This window comes from Ochrobactrum sp. WV_118_8 (genome assembly GCF_039631535.1).
GTDB classification, from domain to species: domain Bacteria; phylum Pseudomonadota; class Alphaproteobacteria; order Rhizobiales; family Rhizobiaceae; genus Brucella; species Brucella anthropi.
Map to the genome: position 1 here is coordinate 40,496 of NZ_JBDIUZ010000003.1, position 15,615 is coordinate 56,110.

Here is a 15,615-nt window from a genome sequence, read left to right on the forward strand (position 1 = left end):
GGAAATGCGGATTTTTATCATTACAGTTGCAGCCGTTCTTGTTGCAAAAGTTATTTGGGCTGTAGGGCGAAATCTATTGTTCGGCCGACGCGCTGATACACGAGGTTACAGCGGGACATCGATCCGAAAGGTATAGGAGATGCAAGAATATTGACGATAAGGGCCACTGATGATTATCCGACCAACAGAGCATTAATCTTTGATGATGGCACCGATTCGCCTTCGGTTGTGGGGTTTTTAGAGGATCACGAGGGTAATCTTCTCAAAGTCAGCTTCGAGGCAGATGGTACCATTCGCATTTGCTCTGATGGACGAGAGCAAATAAGCATCACAAAACATACTGCGCGTATGATAGCCAACCTTTCTGATATGGCAGCCCATTTCTGGATTGATCTCCAAGCATACCGGGTTGGTGAAAAGTGGGTTGGCTGGAGGAAGTTGGCCGTCGTCCAACTAAACAGCTAAAGGATCAATACGAAATCATCAGTACAATATTTACGTGAGCAAGCTTCATGTTGATAGAATCCATTGTCGGTAGTTTGTTTGGCGGACCTCAACCAAAGACCCCCAATGAAAAGATGCTGCATAGGATCATGATGGTTATTGTCATAAACTTTCTGATCGTTCTTGTGATTTTTTCAGTACGCTCACCCGCGGATGAATCAGCGAGAACGTTCTGTGAAAAAAAACCTAGTCCGTATGAGAGCACAAGTGATTGCATTGCGAAATGGGATAAGGTCGCCGTTGCCCTTGGCTCGATCAGAGAAATCGATGCGGCAAGTGTCTCACGATGCAAAGCAGAATTTGGCACGGATATGCTAGCCGTTTGGAATTGCGCTAAATTGACGGATGGATCGCCGGTTTCTGCTCGATTCAGGACACCCGGCGAAGGTGACTAACAAAGTGCAATATGATATTGCTCAATAAAATCAACAAGTTAGTTCCATAATAAACCTTATGCGACTAAGCCATATAACAGCAATATACAGATGCGACAGATGGGCAAGATAGAGATGCGACATTTTTAGGTCGCGTGCTCTGTTCAGATCGAACGAGGAAAGGAAGACTGGCTCTCTATTGATGTGTATCAGTTTAGAGAGTTGCCATGTCTTGTTTGATTACTATGTCGCAGAGAGAACTCAATCGATTGGAAGTCATTCAGAAGATACGGGATCGCCGCCTGACCGTTATACAGGCCACCGCATTGCTCGATCTCAGCCGCAGCCAGATTCATCGTCTTTTACAGGCTTACGATAAACTTGGGAGTGCTGGACTGGTTTCGGGAAGACGCGGTCGCCTGAGCAATCATCGTTACAGCGAAGATTTCCGCAATGGTGTTCTGGATTTGGTGCGGGGTTATTATCGGGATTTCGGTCCGACACTGGCCTGTGAGAAGCTTGCCGAACGACACCAGCTTTCGGTCAGCAAGGAGACGCTGCGGCAATGGATGACGGTGGCTGGGTTGTGGACGTCGCGTCGTGAACGCAAGCGACAACTGCATCAGCCGCGCGGCCGGCGGGATTGTTTCGGTGAACTGGTGCAGATCGACGGGTCGCATCACTGGTGGTTTGAGGAGCGGGGTCCCAAATGCGCCCTCCTCGTTTATATTGACGATGCCACCGGCAAGCTTCTGCATCTGCGTTTTGCCGGATCAGAGAATACATTCGATTATTTTCATGCGACGAAGGCCTACTTGCAGGAATGGGGCAAGCCGCTGGCCTTTTACAGCGACAAGCATGGTGTGTTTCGCTCCACACATGGTTCAGAGAAAGATCGAACAAGCGGCCTGACACAGTTTGGTCGGGCACTTTATGAGCTCAACATCGATATTATCTGTGCCAATACTCCGCAGGCCAAAGGCCGTGTCGAGCGGGCCAACAGGACTTTGCAGGATCGCCTGGTGAAGGAATTGCGACTGCGCGGCATTGATACAATCGAAGCAGCAAATGCTTATGCGCCGGAATATATTGCAGACTTCAATGCCCGGTTTGGCAAGGAGCCGCGCAATCCGAAGGATATGCATCGACCGCTGGCCGGGCATGAGAACATCGACAGCGCGATGTGCCGGAAGGAAGTACGGACACTTTCGCAAACACTGACGCTGCGTTACGACAAGGTGCTGTTCATCCTGGAGCCGACGGAGCTTGCAAAGCGGCTGGCCCGACAGAAGGTGATTGTCTGCGATTATCCGGATGGCCGTCTGGAGATCATGCATGGAACGGACACCCTGCCCTATACAACCTTCGACAAGCTTCGTTCTGTTCACCGGTCGCCTGTTGTCGAGAACAAGCGATTGGATGACATGCTATCGATTGTGGCCGAGATGCAGGCAGGTCGGGAATTGCAACGCAGTAAGAGTGGACCACGCAGAACGGGGCAGACGAACCACATGTTTGGTGTTCGCGACGGCAGCACAGCCAACGGTTATCAGAAGCGTGAGCGCAAATCGCGCACCGCTTACATGAACGATCCTGAAGTTACTGCACGTCGGGAAAAAGCATTAGCCCGGTTGGCTGCAGCCGAGTGAAATGCCCATCTTTAATGACATTTGGCACTCTCAAAGCTAAAGCCGAAGAGGTGGATATTCACCCGCCCCCATTCCTCGCTTGCAACCCTGACCAGCCTCTCGGAATGGGGGCTGAACGTCAGCACCTGTCGCATTTCTATCTTGCTAAAAACGTCGCATCCCTAACTTGCTAAAACAAGCCATTGAATTTATTGGAATAAATATGGCTACTACTTCTTGTCGTCATTGTTCGTACTCACCTGTCGCCAGCAACGCTCCATACTGTCCTAAGTGTGGTGGCAAGAGGCCCGGCGAGCGGTGGTATGAAATACCAGTTGGATTAATGATTCTGGCAGCAATCTGCTATTTGGCGTGGCTGTTCTTGTCGTAAGGGCGTTACGCAAGGCCGCCGACAAACCCGCTTAACTCATCAAGCCGCACCATCGAAATCCGTACTGTGCCACGACAGCCGCGCGCTCTGCAGATTGTTTCGCGCTCGAGCTCGTCGATGTACAGGAATTCGCGTTCCGGCGAGACGCATACGATGGCACGGGTGAGGTAATGCACATGACCGCATTTCTTGCACCGCGCCTCGAGCTTCTGATTGTCGGCCAGGTCGCCGACCTTGACGCTTTGTTTCCAGCCCATCACCAAAAATCCTCCGCGGATGGAATGCGCGTGTACGAGATCTTGCCGCCGACGTGGCCGCCGGCCGGCGGCCGCCATTGGCCGAGGCTGACAACAGTGGCAGCATAGCGCGCATTGAGGTTGTCGATTGCCTTGCTGGCGTTTTCCCAACGCCGGCGTTGGCGGTCATCATTGTGAAGTAGATCAAGCTGGCGTTCATGCGCAGGCGTCAGATCATAGAGGGTGACGCCTATCCGGAAGATCGTGAGTCCGCGCGGATAGTCCAGCGCGACCTTTTCCCAAAGTTCGGAAAGGGCGGCAAGGATGGCCTGGTCGTCGTTGACGACCGGTAGGTGGCGCTTTCCCATCCACGATCCATCACGAATCGAGAGCCAGAGCCAGAGGCCGGCGGCATAAAAATTCTCGCGCCGCAGACGCCGCGCCGCTTTTATCAGAAGCAACCGTGAGATCTCGCGCGCGCCGGCCATGGTGCGCGATTCCGGAGGAAGCACGCGCCCATGGCCGAACATGCCCCGGCTCGATGCCTGGGCCTGTATGTCGTAGCCATGGAGAGCATACCAGAGTCGTTCCCCAGTGACGTTGTTCCAAAGCCGACGCATGTGCTTGGGCTGGAGATTATAAAGCTGTTCGGTTGTGTAGATGGACGATCGATAGAGCCGCTTCGCCATATTCCCGCCGACTCCTGGAATATCTTCCATCGCAACCGCGAACAACGGCGCAGGCAGGTCAGCCGGCCGCCAGATCGCCAATCCGTCGCCGTACCGCCCTGCCCCGCGCTTACCTTCCTTACAGGCAATTTTCGCAAGCTGGCGATTAGCGGCGAAGCCGATCGAACAGGTGATAAAGGAACCGACATTCTCTGCGATCGCGGCCTTGATGCGAGCCGACAACCCTTCCGGGTCATTGCGGCCGGTCTCATCGAGGCGGCAAGTCAGCTCATCAATCGATTTAGCCGCGTCGATCGGAATAACGGTCTCTATTTCGGACAGGAGCGCGTTATGCGCCCGCCGATAAAGGTCGGGCTTTTGTGGAACAAGCACCAGGTCTGGACAGAGCCGCTTTGCCTCGTCGATCGGCATTACATTCTTGACGCCGTAGGCCTTTGCCTCACGACTGCACGCGATGACTGCCGTGCGGGTCGTGCCGGCGAACGGCACGACGCCGATCGGCCGCCCCCTCAAGCGTCGGTCACACTGCTGCTCAACGCTTGCGAAGAATCCGTCAAAATCTAGGTAGAGCCGTTCGATCGTCTCCGGCTTGCGCATTCTGTCTTCGCTCCTGAATAGAACAAAAACAGAACAACGGAGAGGCGGTTCCCGTCAAGAGGAATTTTTTTCTTATGCAACGGTATGGGCCGTTTGCTTGGTGGCGGAAATGAAGAAGGCCCGCAAGGCGGGCCTTCTGCACTTGGACGACCGTTCTTAGCCGAACGGCAGGAAATGACGCCGAATTTTCCTGGCGATCACGTTTGAGAATATCAGCAACGCGGCAAGTGCCGCAAAAATCGATATTTCGAAGCTATATTGGGCGGGATTAGCAAAGATGTTTCCAACTCCACTCGTTAGCAGCATGAAAGCCCAATAGCCGGCCAAGCAGACGAAGACGACGGCGAGGACCGTCGGGACAGAGAAAACGATAAGCAGCGGAGTGAAGATCACCATCCGCACCACTTTTTCAGTCTTTGTCAGACCGTGGGCGTCAACGTCGTAAATGGGACGCAGATACTTCGGTAAGGTCATATCGGCTCCTTTCGCGCCGTTGTTGCCATCATTGAACCATAACTCAGAACCGCTTTTATAGGAAGGTTCGGCCGGCACCTGTTACTTCCGAGGCAGGAGTTTTCCGACTGTAGTTGGGATATGCTTCGCCCCTTCAGAAAGTCGGCCGAGTTCCTTGGTCGTACCCATGGCTGCAATATTAGCTCGCATCGCAGAATGTGCATCGAGGTCGTCGCCGATATGGTCGAACCACCGGAACACCCGGCCCGGAAATTCTGCGATCAGGGAGAACGATCGCTCAATGATGACGAGATAGACCGCCGCCATGAAAAACATGACGACAAAAATACCGAGGAACCATGCCAAGCTGACAAAGCTATCTCCCACGAGTGATTGAGCAGAGGTCAGAGCGTAGTAGAGCCCGCCATTAATGAGAACACCCATGATCCGGAAAAGGATCATTCCGAGGAGGAGCCCAAAAAGCATGAGGACCGGCGTCAGAGTGAGCGCCAGCACCATGACATAACCGCGCCGGGCCTGGCTGCCGCCCATCCCCTTCCCTTCCATAGAGAGATGCGCGATCGCCCAAAGTGGGGCGGCGAAGATGGCTTCCATTACCAGAAGGAAGAACGCGCCAATTCCGATCACCCATGTCACCATCGGAACCATTGGAAGCACGAAGGCAAGGAACATGCCCATGGCCCCAATGCCACTTATGACCCAACCGACGAAGTTCGAAAGGACTGTTATACCGGTTCCCACGTATGGCACCACTGCAAGGACAGACAACGCGATGATCGCAGCGGTCGTATAGAACGTGACCTGCGTTCCAAACGTGACGAGACCGATCATTGGATCGTTGGTGGGCCTCATAGGATTAAGGAACTCCAGTGCCTCGTAAAGCGAACCAGCAGATGGCATCCAGTCGGAAATATCGCCGCCGCTGTCCGCGAACGCGACGCGTTCATTTACGAACGCCCTGATCCCGCTTCTGGCGACGCTTTCGTTCCACCACTCAACGGTACCGTTGTAAGTCGCCGAAATCTGGTCGAGGAACTTCTTGGCGTCGCCGTCAGCCGAGCCGAGTAAGTACCAGTTGTTATCCGCGTATTGGGAAGCAATCGCATTGCGCACCGATCCACCCGGATTCGACGCGGCGCCGATCGCTCCTCCTGGCGTCACTTTCGGAAGCGCAGTTGCTACCGAATTAGAGTCAGCCGACAGCCGTGCGATGAGCTGATAATAGAATCCCGCTTGCAACCAGCCGCCGTTCTTGAGATTGCCGGCTAGTGCCTGGCTTTGTGAATCTCCGACGGGCGTCACCTGCAGTGGATCATCTGCTTCCGCAACGTCTTTGCCGGCTTTCTGCAATTTATCATCACCGATATATTGCTTCAGGATATCCGCGTGCTGCTTGCGCCAGTCGTTGAGATCTTTGCGAAGATCACGATAGGCCGGCAATTGTTCACGCTTGCTGATCGCCTGGGCGAGCTGCGCAGCAGTGCCAGAGAAGCTGTCAGCGGTTTTGGTAACAGCTTGCTGCATGGCTTGAATGTAGTCGTTATAGGACTTGCCGGCAGCTTCAGCCAGTCGCTGGAAACCCGTCGTTTGGCCGGGCAGGCTGACGATGCCACAAGCACCATAAGAATTCGGCAGGCTATATGCCATTTGCGGTACACCTGATACCGTTCGCCAAGACCCGCGCGAGATTCCGTCTAGTCCATCACCTCCTTTGGACACTTCGAGATTGTACACCGCCTGGCAAAGTTCGGCCCGCCACAATCCCTGCAAGAATTGACCGTCAAGGGCGTCATAGTCACCGCCCACGACTGGCAATCGCTGTTCAACGATGAGATCGACCGTCTCATTCCAGAAGAATGAGGCGGTGGCCGTGCTCACGTTGACCATGTAGGCAATGCCATGCTGAGCGGCATTATATCCGGTTGGCATGGGAATGAGGGCACCTACCGCGAGGATAGTGCGCAACGGCACCCACATTGCTGAATGCCGTCTTCCAAGTATCTCGCCCTCGTGGGCGGTTTCCGTGACGCCTACGACAACATTGTAGATGAACAGGATTGCCGCAATCGCGAAGAACAGAACATTGAAATTCGCGATCAGCGAGGAAATGAGGGTTTCGTCGTTAGGGCCGGTGAAGAGCGGCCCAAAGATCATATTCAAGAAGGAATTGGACCGTGCGTCTCCCTCGCCCTTGATGATATCGGCAATATTGATGTCGTCGGCGTGCGCGACGCTTGCCGAGATCATCCAAAAAGTAGCGAGAAGTCCCACCCGGTTCATGATTAATCGTCCTTTGATAGGATCTGCATGTTTGAAGGCAGACGGTCGTTAAAGTAATCGCGCACAGCGCCGATCCGGCCTTGACGGATCTGCCATGCCCGAAAGTCAGCCTTCATCGCCAAAGCGAAGGTGATGACTGCCACCAGGCACCCGCCGATGAGAAGATAGAAGGACCGATAGCCGAGAACGTAGAGAGCCGGGATAGCAGCGAGTGCAATGCAACCTGCTACCATGTAGATGCTGGAATCCCTGTCCCACGCCGCCAGCGCTGCATCTATTTCCTTTGCGTCGAGCCCGTCACTCAGTTCTTTGAAGCGCTGAATGCCGCCATCGGCATATCGATCTCCGAAGCTTCTCGCCTTCAACCGGCCTTTCGGCCGCAACTCGTCGATCGTGTTCTGAACATTGTCGGCAGCATCTTCCGCAGCATGTGATGCTGCGTTGAAAAAGACCTTGATGCCGAAAGCCCGTTTCAGGTTCCAAGAGGCGAAACGACGGATGCGACCTTGCTCACTCATTGCGCTGCGCTCGCTGTCGTTACGGTCGTGCGACTGTCGCGCTCGTCAAGGCTGTTCGACAACAGCGCTGCAATTGCCGCTGCTTGGCGGCGCTCGAGATTGAACCTCATCCAATCGACATGAAGGTTGAGAGCCTGGGTTAGCAGTTGTTCGCGCTGCACAGCGGCGGGAGACATGCCAGCCAGTTCCTTGTGCCACTCTGGATTGGAAAAGCGGGAGCGGACGAAAATATCTACCGCCTGCAGTTCGGAAACATGCTCGCCTACTTCGTAGGGATAGGATTCCGTCACGGCTTTTTTCGCCCAATCCGCAAGTTCTTTGCCACCCGTAGGAGCCGCAATGTCACCAAGATAGCTGTAGATCGAATGTGCTGCCGAACGGCGGGTAGCATCGACCTGACGAGCCGCAACTTGCGCCCTGCCGGCCGGCGATCTCATTTCCGCTTGAGTGATCGGCTTTGGCGGAATCGGATCGACCATGTTGTTGATCATCCGGACGTAAGCCTTGGATACTTCTCCATCCGACGTATCGAGAGTGATCGCGTCGGTTAGGAGGCGAACATCTGAAGTCGGATCAGCGAAGCCGGCGACATTCCTCAACTCGTCACGGTCTGCAATGATCGCGTTTGCGACCGCCAACCCACCTTCCGTTACCGGTTTGCCAATATCCTCGTTGCCGTATGACCAATTGCGGGATGCGTTGGCAACATCGTTGCCGCCGTAGCCCGCGACCCCCTGCCCTGGCTTGCCCATGCTGAAGATGCCCGACAAGTCGAGGCAGGCCGAGGTAGCCGGATCGTACCGACCGCCTTCCGCTGCAGCTCGGGCCTTCTGTCGCTCACGGATGGTTTCTGCCATCTGAGCGGCTTCCTGGGTCCGGGAGTTAGCTTCGATCGCGCGGTTCTGATAGGCACTCAATTGCGCGACGCCCTTCAGAATGGTTTGCGCAATCTGGTTGCCAACGTCAGTCGTATGAGAATTGATGTTCTCCTGAGCGCGGTAGACGATGTTTTGAACACCGCCGCAGGAGCAAGCGGCCAGTGCCGCATTACCGACGGAAAGGGACGCGAAAGCCGTTCCAGCAAACAGCAACGATTTGATGACTGCCTTCATCACAGGCCTCCCGGTCCATAGAGATCGTTATAGAGATTATTCAAAAGCGAGCCGTCATTCTCACGCCGCCCGGAGTTGTTGACCGAGGGCTGGTCCATATTTAGCGAGCCGCCCTTGTAATCATAGTTCAACGTCGGCACAGACCCGCCGCCCATACCGCCGGGCAACTGCAAGGAATCGAAGGATGGCAATTGAAGCGCGGACTGGAGCGGTTCAGTCACCTTGTTCCATTGCTCTTGCGCATAGGAGCAGATTTGCTGTTCGGCGTTCGACAAAGCCTGATTGAAAATCTGGCTCAGGTCCGGAACCTGGATTGCAAAATCAAGATTGACCTTCATCAGATTGTCGAGGCAGCCGAGCGAATCCAGTGACGGTGGCTTTTGAAGGGCTGCTTCATGGCGCTTCACTTCCTTGTCGATACCCGCGCGAATGGCCTCGACGAGGTTGATTTTCACCGTATCGACGCAGCCTTTGCCGCTATCTTTGAAAAGCTGCTCGATTTGGTCTGCATGAGCCGGCGAGGTCGCCATTGCCAGGCCACTAACGGCACAGACCGATAGAAGTCGGATGATTCTCATAGCGTTGCTTTCTCCCCTTGGAATGGTGGGATTTCTCGGATGAGAATCGGCCGTTTTGTGCCGATTCCGGGGAACCCTTCGGTCTGGTCGTACATGCCGCCGCCAGTCTCTCCGCCTAATCCGCCCTCCAAACCTGCGAAGGATTGACCGTTCATGGCCGCCATGCGTTTCAGCAAGTGAGCTTGAAGCTCTGCATAGGAGGAGAAGCCATTCGCCGTCAGATACGAGGCAGGCAAGACAGAGGGGTCAAAGCCGCTGGCGACCCAATCGTTGAGCGCACCGGCGCCGAGGAAGTGAGCCGCGCCGAGCAATCCGTCCTGGGTGATCTCGACACCGTTGATCGTCTGTCCGACGAGGCCGCGCGCCTGACTGCTCAGGGATGACCAATTGCGGGAAGCGAGCTCCATATTCGCCGCATCTTGAAGAGCGGCCCCCGCGCTCGAATAGCGAAGATCATTCAGGCTATTGACGCCTGCGGCTCTGGCCTTGTCGGTAGCGACATAATTGTTCCAATTGCCGGTGGAACCACTACCCGTATATTTGAAATATCCGAGAGATTCCCATGTGCCGGCCGTGATCTGATAACGACCGACGGCACTACCGCCGTTTCCGTTGAAGATTGAATAGGAGTTGCCGCCTTCGAGCTTGGACGTGTTTTCATTATAGTCCGCCCACGCAGTAAACGGCTGCAGCAATGCCAAGCACAGTATGACCATAATCGAGCGTTTCATCGCTTCTGCCCCGCTATCGTGATCTTCATGGCGTTGATGACGGAGCGCGGGTTTTTGTCGCCAAGCGAATAGGTCGCAACGCCGTCCTGCGTCGCGACTTCGATCAGATGACGATTATTGTCGTCACGCTCGTCAATGACTGAAAAATCTGGTCCCCATGCTTCGAGAACGTCGATGAGCTGCTTTTTCCCATCGAGAAAGATCACGGGACACGCCGAATTGCCGCAATAGTAATTTGACCGCACCAGAATAGCGGTCTCGTCACCATCCTTAATATTGACGTCTTGAGCGAGAACATTCGACGGCTCGAGCGGTTCTGACCCTCCCTTGAAGCGCTCTTTCAGCGCTTCGGTTGCGGCCTTCAGCTCATCTTCTGTCGGAGTTCTGTTCTTGCGCTCTTGGGGTACGGGTTGAGCCATATAAGCCGTTCCCGACCATTGCCAGAGGCGATGACCATCATAGAGCGGCTTCATGCCCGTCGCTGCAACGGGACCAAGCCCAACGGACTTGCCCGGCACCCGCCAAACCTCAAGCCATTGTTTATCGTCATAGTACAAAGCGGACACGAAACACCCGGTCGCACAACCGCGGGCCTCGCCGAGCAAGACCACCATCTGGTCGTAACCATCTGTCGGTTCTTCGAGCCAGACGCGCTTTGCCTGCACGATACGAAAATCACGCCCATACATTTTCCGCGCCGTCGCCGTCGCATCCGAGTCCTGCTTTTCGAAATTGATGGTTTCCGTCACCAGGTCGTCAATGTTGGACTGAGCCAGAGCAACGCTACCAATCGCGCTTGCCAACAGCGCGGCTGTAATTGCCTTTATCACGAGGCCTCCTTGATCAGTTCGTCCGCGAGCTGGCGAATTGCGTTGCCCCGAACCTTGTCATCAATTGCGACGCCACGATCTTCCATGTCTGCAAGACGGCGCTCGATCGTGTCCTTTGCCGAACCTGAAGGGAAACGGCGCGCGAGAATGCGCCGGGCTGCCTTCGAACCGAGGCTTTCGTAAAGCATCGTGCGTAGCGAGGTGTCCTCAGCCGTCGTTGAGAGCGCCCAAATTTCAATCGGGCCGAGCTGGTTGAATACGTGCTGGACATACGTGCCTGACCGCAGGTTCAGCATCGCCAGCAGCGGTGCGCCCTCCCCTTCGATCGGACCACGAAGCCCGCGCATAATGTCCATGATCGATGGGGTAAGATTGTAGGTCGATGCAATCTGACGGATAGATTCCTCCGTCGGCACGTTACAGAACCAGAAGCTGTTGGCGAGTTTCTGAATGCTCGTGTCGAAATCTTCGAGAAGCTGAGACGCAAGCGTGATTTGCACGCCGGCCTTACGACCGACGCGGCCGAGATTGATCATCTGGTCGCGGAAGCTGTCCAGGCCGCCAGTCAAATGATATTCGTCGACGCAGAGGCGCTTGCCCATCTGCCGGTTGTTCTCGATCCGCTGAAGATGATAGGCGCGAACCTCGTCGCTTAGATCACGAGCACGGATCTCGTCAGCATCCATCCAGAAATCGGTGGTCAGGGTCTGAAGCGAGACCATATACATGATGGCGGTCTGTCGCTTGGCGTGTGGACCTGTCTTCGCGGTTACGCCGGCAAGGTCGAACGCGATGATGCGGGCGTTCGAAACATCGAACCGCGTCGGTCGGGCCAGGATCGGATAATCGCGGCAAGCCGCCGTCAACATGCGCTGGAAAGCTTTCAGCACATCCTCGCCGGTTGGTGCCTTCATATCTCGGAATGGCTCTCGTACGATTTCGGAGTTAGAGACATTCACGAGATCGGCCAAGGTCGGGACGGCATAGCGCTGCGCTAGTGCAGCCTCATGATATCTCCCCTTCGAGAACAGATAGTCGGTGATCTCGTACCATGTCGTCGCGGTGTCGATCTCGAAACCAAGCTCTTCGAGCGCGGCGTCAACCTCGAAGGAATCGGATTTGGAATAGCGCTTCGGTGAGCGGCTATCGCTGAAGAACTTATAGGCTTCGTCGATCGTTGCGCCCGCAAGCGCACTGATACCGTCATAGGTCGCCTCCTCACCGTCCGGGGTACATATGAGGCAGAGCAGGTTTACAAGGTAAGCTCGCTCATATTCGAAGGGGTGACGCATGCACAGTTGCAGGTCGAGCGGGTTGACCGAATATTGTTCCGACATTTTCAGCCGATGAAAGACGGCTTCATGGCGGCGCTGGACCGGTAGAGCATCGCGAATGAGGCTGATCAGGCCTGACGACGATGGACCAATGTCGATAATCGAAATACGCGGCAACAGGCCCTCGTTAGACCTGCTTCGACCTGACTGGCGTGACAACGCCACGCCGAGATTGATCGAATTCATCAGGACCGATTTGCCGGAACCCGGCGTGCCGACGATCAGGTCAACCCAGCCCAACTGTTTCGAGGAACCGGGTTGATACGGCCACAGCTTGCCGTCTTTCGTCCGGAACATGACGGAACCCTGTTGCCATGGGCTTGCAGGTCGTGCGATCGGCGCAAGGGCAAAAGCGTCGGCAAGGCTGGCGGCGGCCGCCGGTGCTGTCGATTGTGCATTGAGCGCTAGAGCCGACGACATCACGCACTGGACGGGATCTCCGACCAGTGCGTCCGTCTGGCAGTTGCCCCATCGTTCTACCGTCCGCCGCAGGGTCGCCACATGCCGCTGCAGCGTCTCTATATCCGTCTTTGGCGCCCATGCTGCAAACGAGCAGCGCCACCGAACGACGGTATCATCCGCGCCGTCATCAAGACGCAGTTTCTCGAAAGCCTTCTTGATGCGTGAATTGTGGATCGGTGCGGTCCACGTCATGATATTCGTATATGTTTCCTTGAACATCTGCCCTTGGAAACCGCCGGAATCGATCAGCATCGACATCCGCCAGGAAATGCGTTGATTGCTGTCGAGCACCCTCCGGATCAGGTCATTAAATTGCACAACGACTTCCGGTCCAAGCGATATGTCGAAACCGGAGAAGACTGTTTCACCAAGTTGCACCGTCGTTTGGTCAATGATTTCGCCATGCTCATTGATGAGCTGTCGAGAAAGCAACGGCCAAAGGAGGTTCGAAACCTCGCTTTTCTTGAGTTCTTTGACAGATTTGGGCATACGAGCCCGCGCATAATCTCCGGGTAAGATCGCCTTCCAGCTATCCCCCGCGATCAGATATTCCGGGTTCAGCACGCCTTTGATCTGCGACAGGGCCTCATGCACTTCCAGCGGCTCGATTTCGATACCGACAATGTTGGCTTCTCGCACCATAGCCTCGCAGAAGGAGCGATGCCTTGTAACGAGGGCGTCGATCGCCAGCGCCGGCCACTGTGCATGCCGCATTTGCGGCGCACCCTGCATATCTTTGCGGGCCTTTTCCGAACTGGTTTTCAGCTCCTGGCGCGTGAGCAAGGTAGGCCGCGACCACAGCGCCATGAAACAACGCTCGCCGGTCAGACGTTTCGGCAACAATTGCCGCCGCTCGTCTATGAGATCGTGAATATCGAGGCCCGTATCGGCCGCAACGCCTTCAGTTACCGCAAGTGCACGATTGATGTCGGCCGCACCTAGTTCCGGGGTGTGCCCGAACCAGAACTGAAGCGTATAGCCGGCAGTTCCCAATTGCGAGCTGAAGGCAAGGCGGAGATCCGTCACCGCCTTGCTGATTTCCTTCTCGCCCGGCATGGACCGGAAGCCTTCAAGCCGAAATACCGTCACCAACGAACCGTCATCGGCAACAAGCATGTTTTCGCCTTCAGATGTCACAAGCCGGCAATAGCCGTCCAGCGACTTCCGCAGCGCCGACCGACCGATAACAGCCGCCAGCGTGTCCAGAATTCCGATCCCTCCCATCATCAGTTGATCGACCGCAAGGTTCCGTCAACCGACGTGGTATCGGCACCAGAGCCGAAGAACGTCGTCACACCCATGCCGAGGAATTCCGGAACGGCAATGAACAGTGCGGCCGCAACGCCGAACCAGATCGCCGTAGCTGGCCTTGAAGACGTATCATGCGGGTTGCGGTTGTGCTGCACCAGCTTGTTGATCGCCAGCATGGCGAACACAACACCAATGATGAACGAAGCCGCGCCGAGGAAGTCACCGGCAGGGCCGAGCGTATCATTGCGAACATTCGTCAGAACTTCGCCAAGGCCGCCACTCGATTGAGCGAGCGCCATGGTCTGGTAAGCAAACGTCCCGGCAAAGAGTGCCGCCGTTTGTATCCATGCCTTCTTCATAAGTGCTTTCCTTTCTTAGCCGAGCACAAGTTCTTCGATATAGCCGACGAACATCACGATATTCATCGCGAGTGTGCCGCCGATTAGGTGTGCGATGCCGAAGCCTAGAAGGTCCGGCGAATGCGCAGTTACAGACCTGTTGCACATCAGCAGACCGCGTATGAATCCGAGTAATCCGATAAACTGGACAACCCGCAGGAGAGCGATCAGAACAGACCGTGCTTGTTCATGATCGAGCGGAGCGAGCATTTCTGGCGCGTAAGCAAAAATTTCCGAGGCTGCGACCGTCTCGTCCACCTGGAAAAACGACATCAGGAATGCCGATATTGTAGATGACAGGGAAATTAGCAGGACGGCAGTGATGATCCCTGCCGTTGGCCCCCAAACTACAGAATCACCTCGCCCAATGAATTGACCAGACGAGCGACGTTCGCTCGCTAACGCGAACCCATGGATAGATGATAGAGCCAGAACAATACCGATAATGAAGCATGTCGCGGCAACAAGCGCCTGTGCCGGCGGGATCAGGTCAGCGAGCCGCTGAACCAATCCCACCAAGCCATTCAGTGCTTCACCGTTTCCGCCCATGGCTCACCCATTTTACTGCGTCGCCGCAGCATCCTCTTTCGGTTTATCTCCGGCGGCGCTCGCTTCCGCTACCTTTTCCGGCTTCGGAGTTGGAACGGGTGGTGCCTTCGCCTTCGGGGTCACAATCTGATGTCGGGCATTGCCGAAAACCGCCTCGTCTGCCGGAGCTTCCCCGTCATTGCCAGCTTGAGCGGAATAGCCGTTTCCTCCCGGCTGGATCAGGCCGATAATTGCCTGATCCTGTGCCTTGAGTTCTCGCAGATGCGTGATGATCGTATCCACAACGCCGTTCTGCGAAGTCAGCGTTGTGACCTCCGCACGCAATGCATCGTTGTCGGCACGCAAATCAGCTACCTGACGTTTTAACGCAATAATTTCACGCTCAATCGGGGTTGGCGTAGATGTTTTTTCTATTTTGACTAAATCTGATTTTTCGCCGTGCGCACTACCCGCAGCAAAATATAGTCCGCCACCAGCAATTGCACAAATTCCGACTATCAAGACTACCCGGAATAGCATGCCTCTGTCGCTATCCTCCGTAGGTAGCCGAGATAGATTGTCATCATGCCTGCCTATACTCATCTTGTGCTCTGCGTGTGCTTTCGACAACACGAATCGAACAATTTTCGATTGTGGCCTTTTGGGGGTGACAATGAGACTCTTTATGGCATATTCAGAC

Annotated in this window: 16 protein-coding genes; 3 read left to right on the forward strand and 13 right to left on the reverse strand. The window is 55.2% G+C overall.

What is annotated here, in order from left to right; all coding sequences use genetic code 11:
• Nucleotides 1-150: 150 nt before the first annotated feature.
• The 3 genes from ABDF71_RS24370 to ABDF71_RS24380 all read left to right on the forward strand — a co-directional run bounded on the left by ABDF71_RS24370 (nucleotide 151) and on the right by ABDF71_RS24380 (nucleotide 2,527).
• Nucleotides 151-465 carry a hypothetical protein gene (locus tag ABDF71_RS24370; protein ID WP_240579687.1) on the forward strand — a complete coding sequence of 105 codons (315 nt, stop codon included), beginning with the start codon at nucleotides 151-153 and terminating at the stop codon, nucleotides 463-465.
• Between the two features lie 47 nt (nucleotides 466-512).
• Entirely contained in the window at nucleotides 513-899 is a 387-nt protein-coding gene (locus ABDF71_RS24375) for a hypothetical protein (RefSeq protein ID WP_240579686.1), read from the forward strand.
• Nucleotides 900-1,105: 206 nt separating this feature from the next.
• Nucleotides 1,106-2,527, forward strand: a complete 1,422-nt coding sequence (locus ABDF71_RS24380; protein WP_151610612.1) for an ISNCY family transposase — start codon at nucleotides 1,106-1,108, stop codon at nucleotides 2,525-2,527.
• Nucleotides 2,528-2,902: 375 nt separating this feature from the next.
• Here ABDF71_RS24380 and ABDF71_RS24385 read toward each other — a convergent pair whose 3' ends face one another.
• The 13 genes from ABDF71_RS24385 to ABDF71_RS24445 form a co-directional block, all read right to left on the reverse strand.
• Nucleotides 2,903-3,154 (reverse strand): hypothetical protein, encoded by a 252-nt coding sequence (locus tag ABDF71_RS24385; protein WP_112700661.1) that lies wholly within the window; start codon nucleotides 3,152-3,154, stop codon nucleotides 2,903-2,905.
• Complete coding sequence (locus tag ABDF71_RS24390) at nucleotides 3,154-4,419, reverse strand: Y-family DNA polymerase (RefSeq protein ID WP_240579685.1); 1,266 nt, start codon at nucleotides 4,417-4,419, stop codon at nucleotides 3,154-3,156. The genes ABDF71_RS24385 and ABDF71_RS24390 overlap by 1 nt, the downstream gene beginning before the upstream one ends.
• Before the next feature lie 156 nt (nucleotides 4,420-4,575).
• Nucleotides 4,576-4,971, reverse strand: coding sequence for a hypothetical protein (locus ABDF71_RS24395; protein ID WP_100560314.1), 396 nt, complete (start codon nucleotides 4,969-4,971; stop codon nucleotides 4,576-4,578).
• Between the two features lie 3 nt (nucleotides 4,972-4,974).
• Complete coding sequence (locus tag ABDF71_RS24400; RefSeq protein ID WP_100560316.1) at nucleotides 4,975-7,173, reverse strand: DotA/TraY family protein; 2,199 nt, start codon at nucleotides 7,171-7,173, stop codon at nucleotides 4,975-4,977.
• A gap of 2 nt (nucleotides 7,174-7,175) precedes the next feature.
• Complete coding sequence (locus ABDF71_RS24405; protein WP_100560318.1) at nucleotides 7,176-7,691, reverse strand: hypothetical protein; 516 nt, start codon at nucleotides 7,689-7,691, stop codon at nucleotides 7,176-7,178.
• Nucleotides 7,688-8,803: a conjugal transfer protein TraW family protein gene (locus tag ABDF71_RS24410; RefSeq protein WP_240579684.1), complete on the reverse strand. Its 1,116-nt coding sequence runs from the start codon at nucleotides 8,801-8,803 to the stop codon at nucleotides 7,688-7,690. The genes ABDF71_RS24405 and ABDF71_RS24410 overlap by 4 nt, the downstream gene beginning before the upstream one ends.
• Nucleotides 8,803-9,381 (reverse strand): hypothetical protein, encoded by a 579-nt coding sequence (locus ABDF71_RS24415; RefSeq protein ID WP_100560321.1) that lies wholly within the window; start codon nucleotides 9,379-9,381, stop codon nucleotides 8,803-8,805. The genes ABDF71_RS24410 and ABDF71_RS24415 overlap by 1 nt, the downstream gene beginning before the upstream one ends.
• On the reverse strand, nucleotides 9,378-10,112 hold the full coding sequence (locus ABDF71_RS24420; protein ID WP_100560323.1) for a hypothetical protein: 735 nt from the start codon (nucleotides 10,110-10,112) through the stop codon (nucleotides 9,378-9,380). The genes ABDF71_RS24415 and ABDF71_RS24420 overlap by 4 nt, the downstream gene beginning before the upstream one ends.
• Nucleotides 10,109-10,942 carry a hypothetical protein gene (locus tag ABDF71_RS24425; RefSeq protein ID WP_183657164.1) on the reverse strand — a complete coding sequence of 278 codons (834 nt, stop codon included), beginning with the start codon at nucleotides 10,940-10,942 and terminating at the stop codon, nucleotides 10,109-10,111. The genes ABDF71_RS24420 and ABDF71_RS24425 overlap by 4 nt, the downstream gene beginning before the upstream one ends.
• Entirely contained in the window at nucleotides 10,939-13,965 is a 3,027-nt protein-coding gene (locus ABDF71_RS24430; protein ID WP_100560326.1) for a putative type IV secretion/conjugal transfer ATPase, read from the reverse strand. Before ABDF71_RS24430 ends, ABDF71_RS24425 begins: the two co-directional genes overlap by 4 nt.
• Nucleotides 13,965-14,348, reverse strand: a complete 384-nt coding sequence (locus ABDF71_RS24435) for a hypothetical protein (protein ID WP_100560328.1) — start codon at nucleotides 14,346-14,348, stop codon at nucleotides 13,965-13,967. The genes ABDF71_RS24430 and ABDF71_RS24435 overlap by 1 nt, the downstream gene beginning before the upstream one ends.
• A gap of 15 nt (nucleotides 14,349-14,363) precedes the next feature.
• The gene (locus ABDF71_RS24440; RefSeq protein ID WP_240579683.1) at nucleotides 14,364-14,936 is read right to left on the reverse strand and encodes a hypothetical protein; all 573 of its coding nucleotides are present in this window, start codon (nucleotides 14,934-14,936) and stop codon (nucleotides 14,364-14,366) included.
• A 12-nt stretch (nucleotides 14,937-14,948) separates the two neighbouring features.
• Nucleotides 14,949-15,281 carry a hypothetical protein gene (locus ABDF71_RS24445; RefSeq protein WP_112700681.1) on the reverse strand — a complete coding sequence of 111 codons (333 nt, stop codon included), beginning with the start codon at nucleotides 15,279-15,281 and terminating at the stop codon, nucleotides 14,949-14,951.
• Nucleotides 15,282-15,615: the final 334 nt, after the last annotated feature.

Excerpts from the sequence above, each read along its gene's own strand:
- ABDF71_RS24440 (WP_240579683.1), bottom strand. The coding sequence starts at position 14,936 with ATGGGCGGAAACGGTGAAGCACTGAATGGCTTGGTGGGATTGGTTCAG.
- ABDF71_RS24390 (WP_240579685.1), bottom strand. The coding sequence starts at position 4,419 with ATGCGCAAGCCGGAGACGATCGAACGGCTCTACCTAGATTTTGACGGA.
- ABDF71_RS24380 (WP_151610612.1), top strand. The coding sequence starts at position 1,106 with ATGTCTTGTTTGATTACTATGTCGCAGAGAGAACTCAATCGATTGGAA.
- ABDF71_RS24410 (WP_240579684.1), bottom strand. The coding sequence starts at position 8,803 with ATGAAGGCAGTCATCAAATCGTTGCTGTTTGCTGGAACGGCTTTCGCG.
- ABDF71_RS24400 (WP_100560316.1), bottom strand. The coding sequence starts at position 7,173 with ATGAACCGGGTGGGACTTCTCGCTACTTTTTGGATGATCTCGGCAAGC.
- ABDF71_RS24405 (WP_100560318.1), bottom strand. The coding sequence starts at position 7,691 with ATGAGTGAGCAAGGTCGCATCCGTCGTTTCGCCTCTTGGAACCTGAAA.
- ABDF71_RS24435 (WP_100560328.1), bottom strand. The coding sequence starts at position 14,348 with ATGAAGAAGGCATGGATACAAACGGCGGCACTCTTTGCCGGGACGTTT.
- ABDF71_RS24385 (WP_112700661.1), bottom strand. The coding sequence starts at position 3,154 with ATGGGCTGGAAACAAAGCGTCAAGGTCGGCGACCTGGCCGACAATCAG.
- ABDF71_RS24420 (WP_100560323.1), bottom strand. The coding sequence starts at position 10,112 with ATGAAACGCTCGATTATGGTCATACTGTGCTTGGCATTGCTGCAGCCG.
- ABDF71_RS24375 (WP_240579686.1), top strand. The coding sequence starts at position 513 with ATGTTGATAGAATCCATTGTCGGTAGTTTGTTTGGCGGACCTCAACCA.
- ABDF71_RS24430 (WP_100560326.1), bottom strand. The coding sequence starts at position 13,965 with ATGATGGGAGGGATCGGAATTCTGGACACGCTGGCGGCTGTTATCGGT.
- ABDF71_RS24415 (WP_100560321.1), bottom strand. The coding sequence starts at position 9,381 with ATGAGAATCATCCGACTTCTATCGGTCTGTGCCGTTAGTGGCCTGGCA.